General features: G+C 62.9%; 21 protein-coding genes and 1 riboswitch. Of the genes, 20 read left to right on the forward strand and 1 reads right to left on the reverse strand.

Annotated elements, in window-relative coordinates; translation table 11 throughout:
• Positions 1 to 262: 262 nt before the first annotated feature.
• From cobT to IGS60_RS22745, 13 genes are all read left to right on the forward strand, one after another.
• Positions 263 to 1,303 carry a nicotinate-nucleotide--dimethylbenzimidazole phosphoribosyltransferase gene (cobT, locus tag IGS60_RS22685; RefSeq protein WP_230506282.1) on the forward strand — a complete coding sequence of 347 codons (1,041 nt, stop codon included), beginning with the start codon at positions 263 to 265 and terminating at the stop codon, positions 1,301 to 1,303.
• 4 nt (positions 1,304 to 1,307) lie between these two features.
• Positions 1,308 to 2,114, forward strand: a complete 807-nt coding sequence (locus IGS60_RS22690) for an adenosylcobinamide-GDP ribazoletransferase (RefSeq protein WP_230506283.1) — start codon at positions 1,308 to 1,310, stop codon at positions 2,112 to 2,114.
• A 4-nt stretch (positions 2,115 to 2,118) separates the two neighbouring features.
• Positions 2,119 to 2,673: a histidine phosphatase family protein gene (locus IGS60_RS22695; protein ID WP_230506284.1), complete on the forward strand. Its 555-nt coding sequence runs from the start codon at positions 2,119 to 2,121 to the stop codon at positions 2,671 to 2,673.
• 44 nt (positions 2,674 to 2,717) lie between these two features.
• Positions 2,718 to 2,960, forward strand: a riboswitch (cobalamin riboswitch).
• Between the two features lie 82 nt (positions 2,961 to 3,042).
• Complete coding sequence (locus IGS60_RS22700) at positions 3,043 to 5,037, forward strand: TonB-dependent receptor (protein ID WP_230506285.1); 1,995 nt, start codon at positions 3,043 to 3,045, stop codon at positions 5,035 to 5,037.
• 131 nt (positions 5,038 to 5,168) lie between these two features.
• Positions 5,169 to 6,194 carry an iron ABC transporter permease gene (locus IGS60_RS22705; RefSeq protein ID WP_230506286.1) on the forward strand — a complete coding sequence of 342 codons (1,026 nt, stop codon included), beginning with the start codon at positions 5,169 to 5,171 and terminating at the stop codon, positions 6,192 to 6,194.
• Positions 6,195 to 6,201: 7 nt separating this feature from the next.
• Positions 6,202 to 6,975: an ABC transporter ATP-binding protein gene (locus IGS60_RS22710; RefSeq protein WP_230506287.1), complete on the forward strand. Its 774-nt coding sequence runs from the start codon at positions 6,202 to 6,204 to the stop codon at positions 6,973 to 6,975.
• The gene (gene cobO / locus IGS60_RS22715) at positions 6,972 to 7,604 is read left to right on the forward strand and encodes a cob(I)yrinic acid a,c-diamide adenosyltransferase (protein WP_070219379.1); all 633 of its coding nucleotides are present in this window, start codon (positions 6,972 to 6,974) and stop codon (positions 7,602 to 7,604) included. Before IGS60_RS22710 ends, cobO begins: the two co-directional genes overlap by 4 nt.
• A 7-nt stretch (positions 7,605 to 7,611) precedes the next feature.
• The gene (gene cobU, locus IGS60_RS22720) at positions 7,612 to 8,178 is read left to right on the forward strand and encodes a bifunctional adenosylcobinamide kinase/adenosylcobinamide-phosphate guanylyltransferase (RefSeq protein WP_070290218.1); all 567 of its coding nucleotides are present in this window, start codon (positions 7,612 to 7,614) and stop codon (positions 8,176 to 8,178) included.
• Positions 8,172 to 9,125 (forward strand): adenosylcobinamide-phosphate synthase CbiB, encoded by a 954-nt coding sequence (gene cbiB / locus IGS60_RS22725; protein WP_121668516.1) that lies wholly within the window; start codon positions 8,172 to 8,174, stop codon positions 9,123 to 9,125. The genes cobU and cbiB overlap by 7 nt, the downstream gene beginning before the upstream one ends.
• Positions 9,118 to 10,104, forward strand: coding sequence for a threonine-phosphate decarboxylase CobD (gene cobD, locus IGS60_RS22730; protein ID WP_230506288.1), 987 nt, complete (start codon positions 9,118 to 9,120; stop codon positions 10,102 to 10,104). The genes cbiB and cobD overlap by 8 nt, the downstream gene beginning before the upstream one ends.
• On the forward strand, positions 10,101 to 11,012 hold the full coding sequence (locus IGS60_RS22735; RefSeq protein WP_230506289.1) for a cobalamin-binding protein: 912 nt from the start codon (positions 10,101 to 10,103) through the stop codon (positions 11,010 to 11,012). The genes cobD and IGS60_RS22735 overlap by 4 nt, the downstream gene beginning before the upstream one ends.
• Positions 11,009 to 11,815 carry an ABC transporter substrate-binding protein gene (locus IGS60_RS22740; protein WP_230506290.1) on the forward strand — a complete coding sequence of 269 codons (807 nt, stop codon included), beginning with the start codon at positions 11,009 to 11,011 and terminating at the stop codon, positions 11,813 to 11,815. The genes IGS60_RS22735 and IGS60_RS22740 overlap by 4 nt, the downstream gene beginning before the upstream one ends.
• Positions 11,812 to 13,266 (forward strand): cobyric acid synthase, encoded by a 1,455-nt coding sequence (locus IGS60_RS22745; RefSeq protein ID WP_230506291.1) that lies wholly within the window; start codon positions 11,812 to 11,814, stop codon positions 13,264 to 13,266. Before IGS60_RS22740 ends, IGS60_RS22745 begins: the two co-directional genes overlap by 4 nt.
• Positions 13,267 to 13,332: 66 nt before the next feature.
• Here IGS60_RS22745 and IGS60_RS22750 read toward each other — a convergent pair whose 3' ends face one another.
• Positions 13,333 to 14,478, reverse strand: coding sequence for a hypothetical protein (locus IGS60_RS22750; protein ID WP_230506292.1), 1,146 nt, complete (start codon positions 14,476 to 14,478; stop codon positions 13,333 to 13,335).
• A 208-nt stretch (positions 14,479 to 14,686) separates the two neighbouring features.
• Between IGS60_RS22750 and IGS60_RS22755 the strand changes: the two genes are divergently transcribed.
• The 7 genes from IGS60_RS22755 to IGS60_RS22785 all read left to right on the forward strand — a co-directional run bounded on the left by IGS60_RS22755 (position 14,687) and on the right by IGS60_RS22785 (position 22,247).
• A complete protein-coding gene (locus IGS60_RS22755; RefSeq protein ID WP_230506293.1) occupies positions 14,687 to 16,159 on the forward strand; it encodes a DHA2 family efflux MFS transporter permease subunit in 1,473 nt (490 codons plus the stop codon).
• Between the two features lie 73 nt (positions 16,160 to 16,232).
• Positions 16,233 to 17,429, forward strand: a complete 1,197-nt coding sequence (locus tag IGS60_RS22760; RefSeq protein WP_230506294.1) for a type II secretion system F family protein — start codon at positions 16,233 to 16,235, stop codon at positions 17,427 to 17,429.
• A gap of 784 nt (positions 17,430 to 18,213) precedes the next feature.
• Complete coding sequence (locus IGS60_RS22765; RefSeq protein WP_268994178.1) at positions 18,214 to 18,948, forward strand: TetR/AcrR family transcriptional regulator; 735 nt, start codon at positions 18,214 to 18,216, stop codon at positions 18,946 to 18,948.
• A complete protein-coding gene (locus IGS60_RS22770; protein WP_230506296.1) occupies positions 18,945 to 20,288 on the forward strand; it encodes an AarF/ABC1/UbiB kinase family protein in 1,344 nt (447 codons plus the stop codon). Before IGS60_RS22765 ends, IGS60_RS22770 begins: the two co-directional genes overlap by 4 nt.
• Positions 20,289 to 20,436: 148 nt before the next feature.
• Positions 20,437 to 20,826: a hypothetical protein gene (locus tag IGS60_RS22775; RefSeq protein WP_070219367.1), complete on the forward strand. Its 390-nt coding sequence runs from the start codon at positions 20,437 to 20,439 to the stop codon at positions 20,824 to 20,826.
• 132 nt (positions 20,827 to 20,958) lie between these two features.
• Complete coding sequence (locus IGS60_RS22780; RefSeq protein ID WP_230506297.1) at positions 20,959 to 21,609, forward strand: DJ-1/PfpI family protein; 651 nt, start codon at positions 20,959 to 20,961, stop codon at positions 21,607 to 21,609.
• A gap of 47 nt (positions 21,610 to 21,656) precedes the next feature.
• A complete protein-coding gene (locus tag IGS60_RS22785; protein ID WP_070290185.1) occupies positions 21,657 to 22,247 on the forward strand; it encodes a DUF2867 domain-containing protein in 591 nt (196 codons plus the stop codon).
• Positions 22,248 to 22,311: the final 64 nt, after the last annotated feature.

Consider the following 22,311-nt stretch of genomic DNA (forward strand, 5'->3'; position numbering starts at 1 on the left):
AACTGTATTCGGTGCTACTTTCGCGCTATCGACAAAGCGTTGTGTTTGTCAGCTGCGAAGAAGGAAGAGTATGAAGCGTTTCGGCTAATTCGTCAACCTTCTTTTTTACCCTGCTTTACTCGGCATTTGCATGCGTCGTTCAGCGAGGGGGCGAATTATAGCCCTGCGCCGCGCGGGTCGCAAGCGCTAATTTGCGGCTGGGCAAATATTGCTGTGTGATATCGTAGTGCCGACAATCCCCTGCCCCATCACCTTGACTTCCATGCCTATCCCACACATCGTCCCCACCGCCAATCCCGCCCTGGCCAGCGCCCTCGAACACGCCATCAATAGCAAGACCAAGCCGCTGGGCAGTCTCGGCATGCTGGAAACCCTGGCGCGCCAGATCGGCCTGATCCAGCAAAGCACGCAACTGGCATTGCGCCAGCCGGCCATCATCGTTTTTGCGGCCGACCATGGCGTCGTTGCGGAAGGCATTTCCGCCTATCCGCAAAGCGTGACCTGGCAAATGGTGGAGAACTTCCTCGGCAACGGCGCCGCGATCAATGTCTTTGCCCGCCAGGCCGATTGCGCCCTCTATATAGTAGACGCCGGCGTGAACCACGATTTCGGCCCGCGCGACGGCCTGCTGGACCGCAAGCAAGCTCCCGGCACCCGCAACTTTGCCAATGAACCCGCCATGAGCCAGGAACAATGCCTGGCCGCCATGCAGGCGGGCATGGACCTGGCCGCCACCTTGGACGGCAATGTGCTGGGCTTTGGCGAAATGGGCATCGGCAATACCACGGCGGCTGCCGCACTGATGCACAAGCTGACGCAAACGCCGGTTGCCGACTGCGTCGGTGCCGGCACAGGCCTGTCCAAGGAAGGCATATTGCACAAGCAGCAGGTGATCGAGGCAGCCGTCGCCCATCATGCGGCAATCCATGAGCCGCTCGACGTGCTGGCCACCTTTGGCGGTTTCGAGATCGCCATGATGGCCGGCGCCATGCTCAAGGCAGCCGAACGGCGCATGATTCTGCTGATCGACGGCTTCATCGTCAGCAGCGCCCTGCTGGTGGCGGCCCGTTTGCAGCCAGCCATCCTCGATTACTGCGTGTTTTCGCACTGCTCCGATGAAAACGGCCACCGCCAGTTGCTGGCCAGCCTGGATGCGCGTCCGCTGCTGCACCTCGATTTGCGCCTCGGTGAAGGCACGGGATCGGCGCTGGCCTTGCCGCTGCTGCACGCGGCCGTCAACTTCATGCGCGAAATGGCCACGTTTGCCTCGGCCCAGGTCAGCGAAAAGTCCACGCCAGACTAAGATCATGAGCAACCCCGTTTCCGCCGCAGTCCATCAGTGCCGCCTGTTCTTTATCGCGCTGCAGTTCTTCACGCGCCTGCCGATCCCCCGCTGGGTGGGTTTCGAGCCGGCCTGGCTGCAACACGCCTCGCGCTACTTTCCGCTGGTCGGCGTGGTGGTGGCGGCCATCAGCGGCGCCGTGTATCTGCTGGCCAGCTGGCTCCTGCCTTCGGCGGTGGCCGTGCTGCTGGCCGTCGCCGCCGGCATCTACCTGACGGGCGCCTTCCATGAAGACGGTTTTGCCGACATGTGCGACGGCTTCGGCGGAGGCCTGACGCGCGAGCGGGTGCTGGAAATCATGAAGGATTCGCGCATCGGCGCCTATGGCGCCATCGGCATCGTCTGCCTGCTGGCCATCAAGTGCGCGGCGCTCGCCTCGCTGCCGCCTGCCTCCGTGGTGGCGACCCTGTTCATCGCCCATCCGCTCTCGCGCCTGGCCGCCGTCTCGCTGATCTGGCTCATGGACTATGCGCGCGACGAAGGCAAGGCTAAACCGATGGCGCAGGAAATGACGACGGGGGAATTCATCATCGCCGCCGTCTGCGCCCTGCTGCCTGCCATCGCCTGCGCCCTGCTGGGGATAGTTGACTGGGCGGCGCTGGTCTTTGCCATCGTCGCGGCGGCAGCGGCCGCATTCTGGCTGGGCCGCAAATGCCAGCGCCGCCTGCAAGGCTACACGGGCGACTGCCTGGGCGCCGTGCAGCAACTGGCGGAAGTGGCGATTTACCTGGCCATCCTTTCCAGCTTTCAGCCGCCTACACGCTTCTATTGACACCATGCGCCTGATCCTCGTTCGCCACCCCACGCCGCAGGTGACCAGCGGCACCTGCTATGGCCGCAGCGACGTGGCGGTGGCGCCGCATGAAATCGCGAGGGTGCGCGCCCATCTGCAAGCGACCTTGCCACCCGGTGTGCCGCTCTACGCCAGTCCGCTGCGCCGCTGCGCCAGCCTGGCGACGGCCCTGGCGCAGGATCTGCCCGCGAGCGAATTGCACTTTGATGCCCGGCTGGCCGAAATGGATTTCGGCACATGGGAAATGCAGCCCTGGCACGCGATTGCGCGCGCGCACATCGATGCCTGGGCCGCGGACCTGGCCTGGTACCGCCCCGGCGGCGGCGAAAATGTGCTGGCGATGGCTGCCCGCGTCGATGCATTTTTAGGCGATCTGTTGCGCGAACAACACGACACGGCGGTCATCATCTGCCATGCGGGCACCATCCGCCTGCTGTCGGCATTGCAGGCGCGGCTGCCATTGGAGGAAACGGCCCTGCTGGCCGCCCATTCCGCCCACAAAATCGCCTATGGTGCGACGGTCGTCATCGATTTCTGATAGCGAATCGTCCAGCCAGCCATGTCAGTCCACGCCCACTGCACGTATAATGACCGGGTTTTGGTGCCCGCGCTCATGTCCATGAGCGCAGTTAAACGGGAAACACGATGCCGCGCCTGCGGCGAACGTGTGCTGCCCCCGCAACGGTAAGCAAGTGTCGTCCCTCCCAACAGGAGGCGGACGACAAGCTATCTCTGACAACCACTGTGCTTGCAATCATCGAGCATGGGAAGGTGGGATAGCCGTACTTGCCAGCCCGGATACCGGCCAGGACAGGTGGAAGTGCGGGCCTTACAGGGCGCCGCGCCTTCCGTTGAATCTGGCTTGCGGGGACGCGAGCTAGGTGCTTTTTCCGAAGAAAACGATATCATGACTGCTCCTGTATTAGACCGCCGCGTGCCGGCAATGGCGCCGCGCGCCCTGGTTTCCGCCATTTCCCTGTGCTTTATCGCCGCCGCTCCTGCATTCGCGCAAACCGCAAACAAAACGCTGGACCAGATCGTCGTGACGGGTTCCCGCTTCAACAGCGACCCGGCACTGCAGCCGATCGGCGCCACCGTCATCACGGCTGATGAAATCCGTCGTGCTGGCATCAGCGATGTGAACCAGGCTATCCGCAAGATCGGCGGCGTATACGGCCGTCAAAGCCTCACCGGCAGCCCCGACTTTACCCTCGACCTGCGCGGCTTCGGTGCCACCGCCAGCCAGAACACGGTCGTGGTCCTCGATGGCGTGCGCCTGTCGGAAAATGAGCTGACCGATCCAATCCTGGCCAGCATTCCCATCGATAGCGTGGAACGCATAGAGATCACTCGTGGCGGTAGCAGCGTCCTGTATGGCGACGGCGCCACGGGCGGCGTGATCAACATCGTCACCAAACGTCCAGGCAAGCAGGCTGGCCGCGGTACGGTCTTTGCCGAAGTGGGCCAACTGGGCCAGCGCGAAGTGCGCGGCTCCGTAGCCCAGACCTGGAATAACGTCACTCTCGATGCCGCTGTCGGCAAGCAGGAAACCGACAACTATCGCGACAATAACGAATACAAGCAGACCAATTTCGGCGGCGGCGCGCAATGGCAGGACAAAGATGTCCGTGCCGGTGTGCGTATCGACAGTACGCGTCAGGATAGCCGTTTCCCTGGATCGATCACACTGGCCCAGTTTGAAGACAATCCGCGCCAGGCGAAAACACCGAAAGATTTCGGCTCGGTCGACAGCGACCGCTACACAGCCTTCGCCGAAGGCCGCCTGGGCACCATTGATCTGGCAGCAGAACTGTCGCATCGCGAAAAGACAGCCAAGTCCACCTATTTCAGCATCTTCGGCCCTTCCGCATCGGAACGCAAGACCAAGCAAAACCAATTCTCCCCGCGTCTGCGCCACCTGGGCCAGTTCGACGGCATGCTCAATGAAATCGTCGCCGGAGCGGACTTCATCAAGTGGGATCTGGCAGTCGACGCTTCGTACTCCCAAGCCAAGGCAAAGCAGAAATCGCAGGCATTCTATGTGCGCGATGAACTGAAATTCGCCGGCCCGAAAAACTTCCGCGTCGCTGCTGGCGTACGCCACGAAACCTTCGATAAGGACTTTACTGATCCTCTTTCGTTCTCCACAACGGCCTACAACGTCAAGCAGAACTTCAATGCCTGGGACGTGCAAGGCAGCTTCGATGTCATGCCGCAGGTGAATCTGTACGCCAAGGCTGGTCAAAGCTATCGCGTGGCTACCGCCGATGAAAACGGTTCGACACCGGTTGCCAACAAGCCCTTGCAAGGCCAGACCTCGCACGACCTGGAACTGGGTGCGACCTACGACAACAGCATCGTCAAGGTCGACGCACGCGTCTTCCGCCACAAGCTGACCAACGAGATCTACTATGATCCAACGGCAGGCGCCTCCGGCTGGGGTGCCAACACCAATCTGGATCCGACCAAACATCAAGGCTTCGAACTCGATGCCAGCACCAACATCGCCGCTGACTGGCGCGTCAGCGGTCATTACCAGCACGTGAAAGCGACTTTCACCGAAGGCGTCAACTCGGGCAAGGAACTGACACTGATCCCGAAAAACACCCTGTCGGCACGGCTGTCGTGGGTACCGAAAGATGGCCAGAGCGCGGACATCGGCGCGCAATGGGTGGACAGCCAGCGCTATGGCAGCGATTTTGCCAATACCTGCAATGCCAAGGTGCCATCGTTCACGACGTTCGACGCCCGCTATGCACGCAAGTTCGGCGCCTGGGAAGTGGCGGTCAATGCCTTGAATCTGACCGACAAGCAGTACTTCACCAACGCCTACAGCTGCAAAGGCGGCATCTATCCTAGCAATGGCCGTCAGATGAAACTCTCGGCACGCTACGATTTCTAAATCGGCCCGGAGATGATTACAATGGCCCGTACGCGCAATCGCATGCGGGCCATTTTTTGTATACGTCCCACCAACGCATCAGAAGCACTCCAAAGCCACTTGCACCGCACCCGTTTCACCTGAGGCAGTACATGCACCCATTTTCCCGCAACATGCGCCACCGCGCCACCGTGATCCTCACGGTGCTGATCGTGTGCGCGATTGCCAGCCTGATTTTCTCAGGCATGATCGGCTCGATCGCGATTCCGCTCGCCGACCTGCCTTCCGCCCTGTTCCATGTCGTGCAGGGCAAGACCGATACCCTCGCCGCCACCCTGCTCGACCTGCGCCTGGGCCGCGCGCTGACCGCCTTTGTCACCGGCGCGGCGCTGTCGCTGGCGGGCCTGATGATGCAGGCGCTGCTGCGCAATCCCCTGGCCGATCCTTACGTGCTGGGCATTTCCGCCGGCGCTTCCGTCGGCGCGCTGGCCGCGCTGCTGTTCATGTGCGCGCTGTGGGTCGTCGACGCGGCCGCCTTCGCCGGCGCCGTCGGCGTGTCCATGCTGCTGTACTTCTTTGCCCGGCGCGACCTGCGCGGCGGCACGGCGGCCGAAGGCGGCGCCTCGCTGTTGCTGCTGACGGGCGTGATCCTGGCCTCGGCCTGCATGGCCATCGTCACCCTGATGCTCTCCATCGCCCCGGAAAGCCGCTTGCGCAGCATGGTGTTCTGGATGATCGGCGACCTGTCCGGCGCGCCCGCGCGGCTGATGCCCTGGCTGGTGTTGGCCGGCGCCATGGTCTTTGCGCTGCGCTGCGCGCGTTCGCTCAACGTCATGGCCCTGCACGCGGAAGCGGCCAGCACCCTGGGCGTACGCGTGGGCGCCCTGCGCAAGGGCCTGTTTTTCTGTTCCGGCCTGCTCACGGCCAGCGCCGTCACCAGCGCCGGCAGCGTGGGCTTCGTCGGACTTATCGTGCCGCACGCGCTGCGCTTCGCCTGCGGCCCCGATCATCGCCTGCTGATACCGGCCGCCGCGCTGGCCGGCGGCACCTTCCTCGTCCTGGCAGATACGCTGGCGCGCACCGTGCTGGCGCCATTGCAGTTGCCCGTCGGCGTGGTGACAGCCATGATCGGTGCGCCCGTCTTCCTGTACCAACTGCACCGGCTGCGCAGGAGATGAAAAAAGCATGATACGCACCTACCAACTGGGCCTGAAGGCGGGCACGCGCTGCCTCGTGGAAAACCTCACCTGGCAGATAAAAGACGGTGAATGCTGGAGTGTCATCGGCCGCAACGGCGCCGGCAAAAGTACTTTGCTGCGCACCCTGGCCGGCTTGCGCGAACCGGATGCCGGCCACGTGACGATACAGGGCCGCGCCCTGATCGACTGGCCACTGGAAGCACTGGCGCGCGAACGGGCCTTCCTCGCGCAGGCGCGGCACGACGCGTTCTCGTACCGCGTCATCGAAACCGTGCTGTCGGCGCGCCACCCGTATCACGACAACCATTACTGGGAAGGCAGCGACGACCAGCGCATCGCCCTGGCGGCACTGGCCTCGATGGAAGTGGACCACCTGGCCGAGCGCGACGTGCGCAGCCTGTCCGGCGGCGAACGCCAGCGCGTGGCGATCGCCGCCATGCTGGCACAGGACACGCCCCTGCTGCTGCTGGATGAACCGGCCAACGCACTGGACCTGGCGCACCAAGTCAGCGTCATGGGCCTGCTGGCCAGGCTGTGCCGCGAACAGAATAAAACCGTGGTCATGGTCGGCCATAACCTGAACCTGGCGCACAGCGTCTCGACCCATGCGCTGCTGCTGATGGGCGACGGCGGCTGGCTGGCCGGCCCCGTGGCCGAGGTGATGCAGGCCTCCATCCTGGGCGACTACCTGGGCCACCCTATCGAAATCATCGATCACGGCAAACGCAAGATATTCATACCGAAAGAGGATCAGACATGAGCGACAACAAACCTATCGACGTAGAAACAGCCGCAATCAACGAACGCCACCGCGTGCGCATGGAGAGAAAAAAAGCCATCATCGACGCGGCCATCGCCAAGGCCGACAAGGAAATCGGCATCATCATCGTCAACACGGGCAACGGCAAGGGCAAGAGTTCGAGCGGCTTCGGCATGGCCATCCGCGCCATGGGCCACGGCATGAAAGTGGGCGTGGTGCAGTTCATCAAGGGCGCCATGTCGACGGGCGAAGAAAAATTCCTGCGCCGCTTCCCCGATGAAATCAGTTTTCATGCGATGGGCGAAGGCTATACCTGGGAAACGCAGAACCGCGAACGCGACATCGAAAAAGCCGAACTGGCATGGGAGCAGGCGAAAACCTTCCTGGCCGACCCCAGCTACGGCTTGGTGCTGTTCGACGAACTCAATATCGCCCTCAAGTACAACTACCTCGACGTGCATAAAGTCATCGCCGACCTGCTGGAACGCCCGGCCATGCAGCACGTGGTCATCACGGGCCGCGGCGCGCCGGACGAATTGATCGCCATCGCCGACACCGTCACCGAAATGGCCGTCGTCAAGCATGCGTACGCGGCCGGCATCGGCGCACAAATCGGCACCGAGTGGTAACAGCGCCATGACGCGCACCCTGGTCTTCGGCGGCGCCCGCTCCGGCAAGAGCGCCTATGCCGAAAAGCTGGCCCGCGAGTCCGGCAAGGAAGTGCTCTACATCGCCACCGCGCAGGCGGGCGATGACGAGATGGCCACGCGCATCACGCATCACCGTGCGCAACGCCCGGCCGGGTGGGTGACTATCGAAGAACCGCTGCGCCTGGGCGACACCATCCTGCGGCAAGCACGGCCCGGCAGGCTGCTGCTGGTCGACTGCCTGACTTTGTGGCTGACGAATCTGATGTTTTCCGGCGGCGCGACGTATCCGGACGTGGGCGACCTGGCCCTGCCCGAACTGTTCCACAGCGAGCGCGCGCATCTGCTGTACGCGCTGGCCGAAATCGAAGACACCGGCTGCGACCTCGTGCTCGTCTCGAATGAAGTGGGCATGGGCATCGTCCCCTACGGCGCCATCTCGCGCTGCTTCACCGATGAAGCGGGCCGCTTGAACCAGGCCGTGGCCGCCGTGTGCGACAAGGCTGTCTTTGTTGCCGCCGGCTTGCCGCTGTACCTGAAAGGCGGCCCATGCTGAGCGGCCTGTCGCTGCCCATGCTGGCCGCCTTGATGGCGGCCGGCGTGCTGCTCGACATGCTGCTGGGAGAAACGCGCCGCTGGCATCCGCTGGTGGGTTTTGGCCGCCTCGCCAGCGCGCTCGAACGCCTGCTGAACCGGGGCCGTGGGCGTTTCCTGCGCGGCGCGCTGGCCTGGTCGCTGGCCGTGCTGCCAATCAGCTATGCCGCCTGGTGGCTGTGCGGCCTGGCCGGGGCGGCCTTGCACGTCCTTTTGCTGTATCTGTGCCTCGGCTTGCGCAGCCTGCGCGACCACAATCAACCGATCGCCGATGCCCTGGCCATCGATGACCTGGACAACGCGCGCCTGCTGACGGCGCGCATCGTCAGCCGCGACACGGCCAATGCCGATGCGGCCAGCCTGGCCAAGGCCAGCACGGAGTCCTTGCTGGAAAACGGCAACGACGCCGTCTTCGGCACCCTGTTCTGGTTTGCCGTGGCGGGCGGCCCCGGCGCCGTGCTTTTCAGGCTGGCCAATACCCTCGACGCCATGTGGGGCTACCGCAATGCGCGCTACGACTGGTTCGGCTGCTGCGGCGCGCGCATCGACGACATCCTCAATTACCTGCCGGCGCGTCTGACGGCCTTGTCCTATGTCTTGCTGGGCAAGAGCATGGCGGACAAAAAAAACGCATGGCACTGCTGGCGCACGCAGGCGCCCAATTGGGGCAGCCCGAATGCGGGGCCCGTGATGGCCAGCGGCGCCGGCGCCCTGGGCCTGGCCCTGGGCGGCGACGCCATCTATGACGGCGAACTGGAACGCCGCCCGCCTTTGGGCGCCGGCCGTCCCGCGGAAGCGCGCGACATCGACCGCGCCTGGCGCCTGGTCGCCGAAACGGCTGTCTTGTGGCTGATCTGGGTGGCGCTGCTGGCGGGCCTGTTTTACCTGAAAGGGAAGTATCTTGCTTGAACATGGCGGCAATCTGCGCGACGCGGCGCGTGAATACGACCGGCCGATCGCCGACTGGATCGACCTGTCGACCGGCATCAATCCGCACTGGTATGCGGCGCCATCACCCGACGCCAACGCCTGGCACCGGCTGCCGGAAGCCGATCCCGCGCTGGCGGCCGCCGCCTGCGCGTATTACGACGCGCCGGCCATGCTGCCCGTGGCAGGCACGCAAGCCGCCATCCAGGACCTGCCCCGGCTGCGCGCACCGTCGCGCGTGGTCGTGGCCGCGCCGTCGTATGCGGAACATGCGCACCACTGGGGCCAGCACGGCCACCAGTTGCGGCAAGTGCCGTATGCGCTGCTTGCCGATGCCGTCGACCACTGCGACGTGCTGGTGATCTGCAACCCGAACAATCCCACGGGCGAACGCATCGCACCGGAACTGCTGCTGGAGTGGGCCGGCAAGCTGGCCGCGCGCGGCGGCTGGCTGGTGGTCGATGAAGCGTTTGGCGACACGGAGTCACACGCCAGCCTGGGTCCGCATACGCATCGGCCAGGCTTGATCGTGCTGCGCTCGGTGGGCAAATTCTTTGGCCTGGCGGGCCTGCGCCTGGGCTTTGTCGCCGCCCATCCCGCGCTGCTGGCACAGCTGGCCGACATGCTGGGTCCGTGGACCGTCAGCGGCCCGGCGCAGCAAGTGGCGCTGGCCGCCCTGAACGACACGCGCTGGCAGGAAGCCATGCGCGAGCGCCTGCGCGGCGAAGGCGCCCGCCTGCGCCAGTTATTGGCGGCGCACGGCATCGCCAGCAACGGCACGGCGCTGTTTCAGTGGTGGCCGGAAGCACGCGCCGAAGCGTTCTGGCGCCACATGGCGGAATCGGGCATCTGGGTGCGCCTGTTCCGCCACGCCGCCCACGGCATCCGCCTGGGCCTGCCCCCCGACGAACATGCCTGGCTGCGCCTGCAGCAGGCCCTTACCACATGGAAGCACACATGAAAATCCTGAAAATATCGCTGCTGCTGGCCGGACTGGTCTCGTTGCAAACGCATGCCGCCATCACCGTGCGCGACGACGATGGCAATACCGTCACCGTGGCAAAACCGGCACAGCGCATCCTGGCGCTGGCGCCGCACGTCACGGAACTGCTGTTCGCGGCCGGCGGCGGCGACAAGATCGCCGGCGTCGTCAGCTACAGCGACTACCCGGAAGCGGCCAAGAAACTGCCTCAGGTGGGCGACAACCGCCAGTACGACATGGAACGCATCATCGCCATGAAGCCGGACCTGATCGTCGTGTGGATGCATGGCAGCGCCGAGCGCCAGATCGCCATGCTGCGCCAGCTGAAGGTGCCCATCTATCACAGCGAACCGCGCAAGCTGGCCGATATCCCCGACAGCATGGAACGCCTGGGCCAGCTGATGGGCACGGAAAAAATCGCCAAACCGGCCGCCGCCCAGCTGCGCGCCAAACTGGCCAGCTTGACGGCGCAATACGCGCAGCACCCGCCCGTGCGCGTGTTTTACCAGGTGTGGGACAAACCTTTATATACCTTGAGCGGCGCGAGCATCATCAGCGATTCGATGCGCGTGTGCGGCGGCCAGAATGTGTTCGCCGCGATGAAGGTGGTGGCGCCCGTCGTCACGCCGGAAGGCGTGCTGCAGGAAGACCCGGAAGTCATCTTTGGCACCAGCGAAAAAAGCGACCCGCGCAGCGAAGGCGGCCTGACCATGTGGCGCGCCTTCCCGTCGATGACGGCCGTGCGCAAAAATAACCTGTTCCGCCTGAATGGCGACCTGCTGAACCGTGCCGGCCCGCGCATGATCGAAGGCACGGCCGCCATGTGCGAACAGCTGGAAGCGGCGCGCCAGCGCCGCAGCGCTCCCGCAGCCAAGGCGGCTCAATGAGTCACTACCAGCGCATCGCCTGTTTATCGACGGAAGCCGTGGAAACGCTGTACGCGCTGGGCGCAGAGGACGTCATCGCGGGGATCTCGGGCTTTACCGTGCGCCCGCCACGGGCGCGCGAGGAAAAAACCAAGATCAGCGGCTTTTCATCCACGAACCTGGAACGCATCCTGGCAGTGGAGCCGGATCTCGTGATCGGCTTTTGCGACATGCAGGCCGATATCTGCCGCGACCTGGTCAAGGCCGGCATCGAAGTACACCAGTTCAACCAGCGCACGGTCGACGGCATCCTGCGCATGATCGCCGTGCTGGCCGCGCTGGTGCAGCGCGAGGAAGCGGGCAAATTGCTGATCGCCAGCCTGCGCGCGGACATCGCCGCCGCACAGGCCCGCGCAATGTCGTGGACGCGCAAGCCCGTGATTTACTTTGAAGAGTGGAACGATCCCCTGATGAGCGGCATCGGCTGGGCGGCGGAACTGATCGCCATCGCCGGCGGCACGGACGCCTTCCCGGCATTGTCCGTGCAGCCCGGCGCAAAGGAACGCATCATCGCCGATTCCCGTGACGTGGTCGCACTCGCGCCCGACATCATCCTCGCCAGCTGGTGCGGCAAGAAGTTCCAGCCCACGCAACTGGCGGCGCGCCCGGGCTGGGATGCGATTCCCGCCGTGAAAAACCAGATGCTGTTCGAGATCAAGTCCCCCGACATCCTGTCGCCCGGCCCGGCGGCGATCACCGAAGGGCTGCGCCAGATCAGCGACATCATCGCGCGCTGGCAACATCTGCAGGAGCAGCAGGCATGAAGCTTCCCTTTCCCGTCCTGATGGTGCAGGGCACGACGTCCGACGCGGGCAAGAGCACCGTCGTCGCGGCCCTGTGCCGCTTATTGAAACGGCGTGGCGTGACGGTAGCCCCGTTCAAGCCGCAAAACATGGCCTTGAACAGCGCGGTGACGAGCGACGGCGGCGAGATCGGCCGCGCACAGGCCTTGCAGGCGTTGGCCTGCGGCATCGCGCCGCACACGGACATGAATCCGGTGCTCTTGAAACCGTCGTCGAACACGGGCGCGCAAGTGATCATCCACGGCAAGGTGCGCGCCGAGATGGATGCGCGCGACTACCAGCAATATAAAACTATCGCCATGGGCGCCGTGCTGGAATCCTTTACGCGCTTGCGCCAGCAGTACGACGTCGTCGTCGTCGAAGGCGCGGGCAGCCCCGCCGAAGTCAATCTGCGTGCACGCGACATCGCCAACATGGGCTTTGCCGAAGCCGTCGACTGCCCCGTGATCCTGGTGGCCGACATCGACCGGGGCGGCGTCTTCGCCCACATCATCGGCACTCTGGCGTGTTTGTCCGACAGCGAACGCGCACGCATCGTCGGCTTCGTCATCAACCGCTTCCGCGGCGACATCTCGCTGCTTGCGCCCGGCATCGAGTGGCTGGAACAGCAGACGGGCAAGCCCGTGCTGGCCGTGCTGCCCTACCTGCAAGGCCTGTTCCTCGATGCGGAAGACGCCGTCGAAACGACGCAAGCCGAACGGGGCGCCTTCAAGGTGGTGGTGCCGCAACTGCCGCGCATCAGCAACCACACGGATGTCGACGCGCTGCGCGCCCACCCCGGCATCGACCTGCAATTTATCCAGCAGGGGCAGCCGATTCCGCCGGCCGACCTGGTGATCCTGCCCGGCAGCAAGAACACGCGTGGCGACCTGGCCTGGCTGCAGCAGCAAGGCTGGCCCGCCTACCTGGCCAAGCACCTGCGCTATGGCGGCAAGGTGCTCGGCATCTGCGGCGGCTTCCAGATGCTGGGGCAAAGCGTGCGCGATCCGCTGGGCGTGGAAGGCGCGGCTGGAGAGTCAGCGGCACTGGGTTTGCTCGACCTGGTGACGGAGCTGACAGCGGAAAAACGCCTGCAGCAAGTCGCCGGCCATTGCGCGTTTGCCGGCGCGGCCGAAGCGCCCGTGTCAGGCTATGAAATCCACATGGGCATGTCGCATGGCGCGGCGCTGGCGCAGCCGGCTTTCGTCATCGACGGGCGGCCGGAAGGCGCCGTATCGGGCGACGGGCAAATCCTCGGCAGCTACTTGCACGGCATGTTCGACACGCCCGCCGCGTGTGCGGCGCTGCTGCGCTGGGCGGGGCTGGACTCCGGCCACACGGTGGACACCGCCGCCCTGCGCGAAGCGAGCCTGGAGCGGATTGCCGATGCGGCGATGCCGTTGATGGATGCGCTGGAACGAATGCCACGCTGATGGTGATGTCGGGTTACGCCGTACCGGCTAACCCGACCTACTCACACAGGCACGTGGCGGCACCTCTTAATTTTTCAGGCACGTGCCCATATACGAGCGGTCGGTCGAAAACTCGACCGCCATGCTCGACGACACCGGCATGAACATCGAGTAATCTGCCGGCACGTCGGCCGGGTCCTTGAACACGGCGATGCCATCGAAATCGACGGCCTGCGCGCCCAGGCCCAGCTTGTTGGCGGTGATGGTTTCCGCGTGCGTCTTGCCGCTCGTGTTATTCGTCAAGGTGGCGGTGTTGCCCGCAATCTCGATCTTGGCGCTGATGCCCGGCGCCGCGCAGGCGTAACTGCCGGCGATTTCGCTGCCGATCTTCTGTTGTTTGGCGGCCACGATGGTGCCCACGCGCAGCACGTTTTCCTGGTTGCGGCTGTAGCGGTCGATAAACAGCGCCAGCCCCCGGTCCCCCGCATGCACGTGGACGATGCCGAAATCCTGCTGGCCCTGGCGGGCGACGAGCAAACCATTCTTCGCATCCTTGACCAGGGTCAGGCTGGCGTTTTCCGCTTCCAGCTGCGGCGATACCGCGGAGCACACGCCTTGCGCATTGAATACGCCGCCATTACACAGTTGCGCGCTGCCATCGGCCGCTACCTTGAGGCTGCCTTTCGGATTGAAACGGTCGCCGCCGTTCGAGGCATTGCGCATGGCCCCCAGGAAAATATAGCTGCCGGCCAGCTTGGCCACGTCACCCACCGCATAGCCGGTGCCGCTGACGGTCGAGACCATATTACCCAGTTTGATATTGCCCGAAAGAAGACGCGTGCGCGCGTCGACGGTGACGCTGAAATCCGTTGCCGTGTAAGTGGTGAGATTGCCGACGGTGACGGCGCTGAACGTGCCGCTGCGGTCGCTCAAGCCGAACTGCGTCGACAGCACGCGGATCGCGTAGGTTTTCTTCGCGCTGTCGAACGTGATGCGCCACGTGTCGCCGATATCGGCCGCCACGTCATACACCGTCTCGTCCGCATTGGCGCCGGCGATCACGGCCAGGCCAGCCTGGGCCGCGACCGCTTGCGAGGCGACCGTCACGGGATCGGCGACGGGCGTGACCACGACGGGCGGCGTGACCGGTACTACCGGCGTACCGCCATCGCTGCCGCCGCCGCAGGCGGACAGGGCGGCGCTCAGGGCAAGGAAGGTAAGTGCATTTTTCATGTGATAGGACTTTCGGGAAGGAGGGGGGGGGGAACTGCCGGAAAACACATGCTAGCCTTGCCAGTAATCTATTGCCATGGAACAAATGTTCCATGGACGATGCCCCCGGCGCACTGCCAGAATGAATGGCGCGGGCGGCACGCGGGCGCCATTTATGTGACAATTCATCGTACTGTCGGCTCCGTCTTACCTCCTCAGGCTCGCATCCATGACCAGTTCCCCGATTAAAAGCTACCTTCCCTGGGTGGTCGCCACCGCCCTGTTCATGGAGCAACTCGACTCCACCATCGTCAACACCGCCATCCCCGCCATGGCCGCCAGCCTGCATGTGACGCCGCTGAGCCTGAAGGCCGTCGTCACCAGCTACATCCTGAGCCTGGCCGTGTGCATTCCCATCAGCGGATGGATGGCCGACCGCTTCGGCACGCGGCGCGTGTTTTCCGCCGCCGTTGCCATCTTTACCATCGCTTCCATCCTGTGCGGCCTGTCCGTGAATGCGCCGATGCTGGTGGCCGCGCGCCTGCTGCAAGGGGTGGGCGCGGCCATGATGATGCCGGTGGGCCGGCTCACCATCATCCGCACCTTTCCCAAGTCGCAATTGCTCGCGGCCATGAATTTCGTCATCATCCCTGCCCTGATCGGCCCCCTGCTGGGCCCCACGGTGGGCGGGCTGATCGTGCACTGGCTGTCGTGGCGCGAGATTTTCTTCGTCAACGTGCCTGTCGGCCTGGCGGCGCTGTATCTGGCGCACCGCTACATGCCCGACTACTATGGCGATAAGCCGCGTCCGCTGGACCTGATCGGCCTGGTACTGTTCGGCACGGGCATCGCGCTGCTGTCGTGGCTGCTGGAAATCTTCGGCGAACACCGCATCGACGGCACCTCGTTTGCCGTGCTGCTGTTCATTTCCATCAGCCTGCTGGCCGCGTATGCCTGGCATTCGAGCGAAGTGCTGCACCCGCTGCTGCGCCTGACCCTGTTCAAGATCCGCACCTTCCGCGTCTCGGTGGTGGGCGGCTTCGTCACGCGCCTGGGCGTGGGCGGTCTGCCCTTCCTGTTGCCGCTGCTGTACCAGCTGGGCCTGGGCTTGCCCGCCTGGCAGTCGGGCTTGCTGATGATGCCGTCCGCGGCCGCCGCCATGGGCATGAAATTCATTTCCGCGCGCGTGCTGGCCCGCTTCGGCTACCGCCAGGTGCTGATCGTCAACACCGTGCTGATCGGCATCACCATCGCCATGTTTTCGCAGGTGGGCGCGGGCACGCCCCTGTACGTGATTGTCGCCATCAGTCTGTGCATGGGCTTTTTCAATTCGCTGCAGTTTTCCAGCATGAACACCATCGCGTATGCCGACGTCGACAAGAGCGACTCCAGCATGGCCAGCACCATCGCCAGTTCGATGCAGCAACTGTCGATGAGCTTTGGCCTCGCCTTCGGCTCGCTGATCACGGGCTGGTACCTGGGCGACATGCCGCAGTCGGACCGCGCCATGCTCAGTACGGCCCTGCACCACGCCTTCCTCACCCTGGCCGCCCTGACGGTGCTGTCCTCGCTGACCTTCTGGACCCTGCGCCGCGACGATGGCGAAAGCATCAGCAAGGGCACGGACAGCGACGAGGACGATGCGGCCGACGTGAAGGCCCAGGCCGTTGTGCAGACGGAAGTGCAAACCACAAAAAGCTGAGCCACATCAAGCCTGCCGCCAGCGCCGCTGGTGCTTTTGTCCGGCGCTGCTACCGTGACGGCAGGAGGTGCACATGGCGGCCGAACGGCGCTTTGCGTGGAAGGGCACGGACCGCCATGGCAAGGCGGCCGAAGGCGTCTTGCGCGCCGCCGACGCCGGCGCAGCCACGGTCGCGCTAAGACGCCAGGGCATCCTGGCCACCCGGGTGCAGGCTGCGCGCAGCGCGCCGGGCAAGGCCATCACGCGCAAGGATATCGCCCTGTTCACGCGCCAGCTGTCGACCATGATGGCGGCCGGCGTGCCGCTGCTGCACGCCTTCGACATCGCCGGCAAGGGGCACGCCAAACCCGCGATCACCGAGCTGATGCGCGACTTGCGCCACGACATCGAAGCGGGCAGCAGCCTGCAGCAAGCGTTCCGCCAGTTCCCGCTGCTGTTTGACGAGCTGTATTGCAACCTGCTGGCGGCGGGCGAACAGGCCGGCATCGTGCAGGACTTGCTGGCGCGCCTGGCCACGCATCAGGAAAAAGCCATCGCCTTGCGGCGGCAGGTGCGCGGCGCGCTGATGTATCCGCTGGTCATCGTACTCGTCGCCATCGTTGTCACGGCCATCATCATGAGCGTGGTCGTGCCCGCCTTCCGCCAGGTCTTCGACAGCTTCGGCGCGCCCTTGCCGTTGCCCACCCTGGCCGTCATGGGCGTGTCCGCCTTTCTGGTCCGCTACTGGCTGGTCTTGCTGGCAGCGCTCGTGCTCGCTTGCGTGCTGCTGCACCTGGCCTGGCGCCGCTGGCCCGCCTTAAGGCGCAACACGCAACTGCGGGCACTGCGCCTGCCCGTGTTCGGCCCGCTCCTGCGCAAGGCGGCAATCGCCCGCTGGACGCGCACCCTGGCCGCCATGTTCGCCGCCGGCGTGCCGCTGCTCGACTCGCTGGGCCTCGTGGGCGCCGCCTCCGGCCACGCGCTGTACCAGGAAGCGACAGCGCGCATCGAGCGTGAAATCCGCGCCGGCGGCAGCCTGGCCCTGGCCATGGAGCACAGCGGCGTGTTTCCCCCGCTGCTGACGCAACTGGCCCTGATCGGCGAGGAATCGGGCGCGCTCGACGCCATGCTGTCGCGGGCGGCCGAGATCATCGAGGCGGACATCGACGCCACCGTCGCCACCCTGTCGGCCCTGCTGGAACCGGCGCTGATGGTGGTGCTGGGTGTGCTCGTCGGTTCCCTCGTGATCGCCCTGTATTTGCCGATTTTCAAGTTGGGGACCGTGATTTGACTGCGCGCCTGTAGGTTCTCAGTGATGAGACATGATGGAAGCGTTCGATGAGTCAGGACTCGGTGCAACATGCCGTATCACGATGAGCATTCGAAGCCGGGCTTAGATGTGCCGATGCCCAAATCAATGTCGCCAGTCCTCATGCATCTCCAGGGACGGTGTCCGAATCGACTACGTAGCCGCAAGAATGTGGTTCTTACGAGCTACTGAGCAGAGCCATGCCGTCGCCCGGTATTACTTAGACTCACATGGCGCGTTGCCGCTCGCCTACTGGCACCGCCCTGGCATCATCAAATCGAAGCCTCGGGTTCCACGTCCGGAATCGCACAAATCCCTGAGTCAGAAGCCGTGCCGAGGCGCGGCGCTGCCAAGTTCGGTGGATTGCCACCGACACCCGGCATGAAGCCATGCTTGGAATACATCGACCTCTTTATCAAATAATAGCCATTGACTATGCAATAGATGTGCAATATATTAAATGAATAGATAGTAAGTATCGTATATTCATATCAAGATATGGGGCATGAGGTAATCCTCGAGGATGGATATGGCAAATACAGTGGTCTGGTTCACGTACTTGTCGGGGCTTGCACGCGTCTTCTGTGGCGTCGTCAAGTTCAAGAGGCACGTGGCTGCACCTTTCTCGCAAGACATTCTATGAATGGATATTTTGTAGCTGCGGGGGCAACGATCGGCCTGCTCGCCGTCGCACTTCTTACATGGTTGGGCCAGACTTGATTGTTTTGCCCCGCCCCGACATTCCACTCTTCTTTAAATTTCGATCATGCGTACTTCCAAAGCCCAACAAGCCAAAAACCATCGGCTGATCATTCAGACCGCAGTGGACCTGATGACCCAGCATGGGTTTGAGGGCACCACGATGAAGCAGATCGCACGTGCCGCCGACGTGGGTGATGCCACCATCTACAAATACTTCCCGACCAAGGAGAAACTGGTAACCGCCTACTTTCAGCAAGCAATTGCAGACGCAGTGGCGCAGGCCGACAAGACGCAGGGACAGAACGAATTTTCGCTGCAGGAGCGCCTGCAACTGGTGATCGAGAGTCTGCTGGAAGGTTTGCTGGCCGACCGCGAATTTGTGGGTCTGGCGCGCGGCATGGTGCAGCGCGCGCCCACGCTGCTGTTGGGCGAGCAACTACCCGGCAAGCCTTTGCTCCAGCAAACCTTTCTCCAGATGCTGGAGCAGGCCGAGACGACCGGTGAAATCGTGCCTTGCGGCTTCAAGCCCAGCCTGGCCGGACTGTTGGCCGACTATGTGTACGGCGTCATTGCGTACTGGCTGCGCGACACCTCCGAGCAATTTTCCAACACCACGCAAATGGTCGATTTAAGTTTGGGCGTGCTGGTGTTAGCCTTGCGCAGCGGCCTGGTGGACAAGCTGCTGGAGCTGGGCGGTTTCATGGTGCGCAGCCAGCTGGCGCGCCTGATGCAAGACGGCAATGGCTTGCTGGACCTGCTGCAATTGGCCCGCCGCGGCCTGGGCGGGGCACGCTCATGAGGCCCACGACCAGGACGAACAAGGTTTCGCAGTTGCCGCGCACCGGACGTCTTTCGCGTGGCGCGATTGTCGGCATGGCAGTGGCGCGGGCCGGGCTGACCCACCTGGGCCATAAGGCCAAGTCGATGACGCGCGACGATGCGAAAACGGAACAGGCCCGCGTGGCACATGAGGCGGAACTCGGGCGCATCCTGTTTGCCGCGTTGAACCAGCTCAAGGGCACGGCACTCAAAGCCTCGCAGCTGCTCAGCATGGAATTAGGCTTTCTACCCGAGGGCATGCGCCAGGAACTGGCCCGCGCCCACTACCAGGTCACGCCGCTGAACCGCGCGTTGGTGATCAAAGTGATGCGCCAGGAGTTTGGCCAGGATCCGCAAGCCCTGTTCCAGCAATTCGATCCGATCGCCTTTGCCGCCGCCAGTCTGGGTCAGGTCCACGCCGCCATCATGAGCGACGGTATGGCAGTGGCCGTCAAACTACAATACCCCGGAATGGCGGACTCCATTGGCAGCGACATGCGTATGCTGCGCAGCCTGCTGCAAGCCTGGGGGGAACGCTCGGAGATGATGCCCAAAGCCGATATCATCGCGCGCATGATGGATGACATCGAACAGAAACTGGCCGAGGAGCTGGACTATTTGCACGAGGCGCAGACCATGCAATGGTTTGCACAGCATCTCACGCTGCCGGGCCTGGTGATCCCCCAGCCGGTAATGGACCGCACCACACGCCGCGTGCTGACCATGCAGCGCCTGCCGGGAATGCATCTCAACGAATGGTTGCTGACCGAACCCGATCAAGCCGCACGTGATCAGGCTGGTCAGTTGCTGTTTGACGCCTTCTTTCATTGCACCTTTGTGCTGCACCGCTTGCAAGCCGACCCGCATCCGGGCAACTATCTGTTCATGCCGGACGGCCGACTGGGCCTGCTGGACTTTGGCTGCACCCGCACGCTGGACGCTGCCTTTTGCCAAGCGCTCAGCGCGCTTTGGTCGGCACAGTTGCGCACCCCGGCGGACCACAGTGCCATGCATCAGGCCTATCGGGACTTGGGCCTGATTGGGCCGAATCTGAATGAGCAGGACTTTTGCCAGCAACTGCTGCCGGCAATGGCCGAGCGGCATGCCTGGCAGAAGTTGCCGTTTACCGTGGCGGTGTATGACTTTGCGCAACACCCGCCATACCCACGTCCATCAGCCGAGCATCAGCGCCAGGCACTTCAGCACCTGCAGTCCTTGCCGGAGGAACTGCCCTACGTAGACCGGGCCTATTTAGGTCTGATCCAGCTTCTCAAAACCCTCGGTGCACGTGTGCGCACCGCCAACGCCTGGATTCGTTAAATGCATACCACGTTTCAGCATCCGCGATGCGCGGTCTTCATCATGCCTGGCAGCAGCCGTGCCGCGCTTGCGCAGTATCGCCACCGCAGTTCAATCACCCACCTTGAAACCACCAAGCCTATCGGCAACGCTCTCGAAAAGGAAAAACATGTCCAAGTCTGCGTATAGCGCCAAAGTATTTGCCATCTACTTGTTCGTCGTTGGGCCCGTGTTAGTCGTCGCACCGAACTTCTTGCTGTCGATCTTACAAATGCCGCCAACCTCCGAGGTCTGGATTCATTTGCTTGGCGTTATTGTATCCATGATTGGCGTCTATGCGTGGGTCGCAGCCAAGCACGAAAACAAGCCGTTTCTGGTAGCGTCGGTATACACGCGCCTCTTCGTGTTCGCGGCCTTCACGACCTTCGCTGCCATTGGCCTTGCCAGCCCAATGATCGTTTTTTTCGGCGTCGCAGATCTGCTTGGAGGAATGTGGACCTACTTCGCACTGAAAGCCGACGCGCAGTCGGCAAGAACTGTCCTGGCGGGCCAGCACTGAAGCCCGTCCAATCAGGAAAAGAAGTTCCTCCCAAACAGATATTTGACGGACTTAGTCACAACTGCGGACGCAAAAAAAAGTGGTGCTCGTCCGTGGTCTCATTTTGAATCAACGCAAACGGCGGAGCGCAACATGAAGAAAATAGTCATCGTGATTTTTGATCATTTCACCGATTTGGATTTGTTCTTGATGTGGGACATCCTCGGGAGGAATAAGACGGATTGGCAAGTGAAGATATTGGGAACAAAGGAAGCGCATCAATCCGCAAACGGTCTGATTATCAAGACCCACGGGTGCATCAGCGAAGCGAATGACGCAGACCTTGTCTTGTTTTCCAGCGGTAAAGTTGGCGTGAAAGGCGCTATCGCCGACCAGGATTTCATGCGTGCATTTTCCCTGAATCCAGATACGCAGCTCATCGGATCGATCTGTGCCGGCTCCTTCATTCTTGCCAAGTTGGGTCTGCTGGCAAAGGGGCCAGCCACGACGCATCCCGATGCCAAAGAGGAACTGCAAGCCCTGGGAATTGAGGTTCTCGATTTGCCCCTGGTATGCAAAGGAAATGTGGCGACCGCAGGCGGCTGTTTGTCTGCAGTGTATCTGATCGGTTGGGCCGTTGAGGCCTGGTTCGGCCGGGACAAACGTAAAGAAACACTCAGAGAACTTATTCCGGCCGGCCAAAGCGCAATCTATGAACGACTAATTGATACGAGTATCCGAGACGCCATTGCCGCGAAAGCAGGCGTTGGCGCAATATTAGACGGAGCTTGCCGGCCCATGTAACCACGGTGCAAGCACTTCATCCGCCAGTGCACGTTTGCAAACTTGGAATGCGCGCCAATCAAAACAACCGCAGTCCGACCGTCACTCACTTTACAGAGAGCGTTTTATTCATGACAAACGAAGCAAACAAAGTCTTCCTCATTGCCGCACCGGCAGCAGCCATGTCGGCGTCAGGATTGACGCGCATTGATTTCTCCGACGGCTATTCCGGTCAGGGGGATCGAACCTACGTGGACGCCGAACAAGCGGGGCGCGCCGTGTTCGCTGAACCGCATCGCATGCTCACCTGGCTCATTATTCTGCGCAACGGAATCGTCGCACCGTTGGGACTAAAGAAAAGTATTAGCTTTAGCGATCGCGGGCTGGGCAAGATTGGCATGTTTCCGATTATTTCAAGTACGGGCACTGAAGTCGTCGTCGGTGGTGACGACAAGCATCTGGATTTTCGGATCTGGATAAGCATTCAACCGAGTCTGAAAGGATCGGAAGTGACGATTTCAACCTTGGTTAAAATAAACAATCTCTTGGGAAGAGTTTATTTGTTTATCATCATGCCGTTTCATAAGCTCCTGACTCGCTCGCTGTTGGCGCGCGCGGTCAACCGGCGCGACAAGGTGCACCGTAAGCCAGAAAGGTGACCTCATTGTTGCCGCCAACCGAATATTGACCATCTAAAGGCGGCGCAGGAGTTTCCAGCGTCCG

It is taken from the genome of Janthinobacterium sp. FW305-128 (assembly GCF_020858135.1).
Classification (GTDB): domain Bacteria; phylum Pseudomonadota; class Gammaproteobacteria; order Burkholderiales; family Burkholderiaceae_D; genus Janthinobacterium.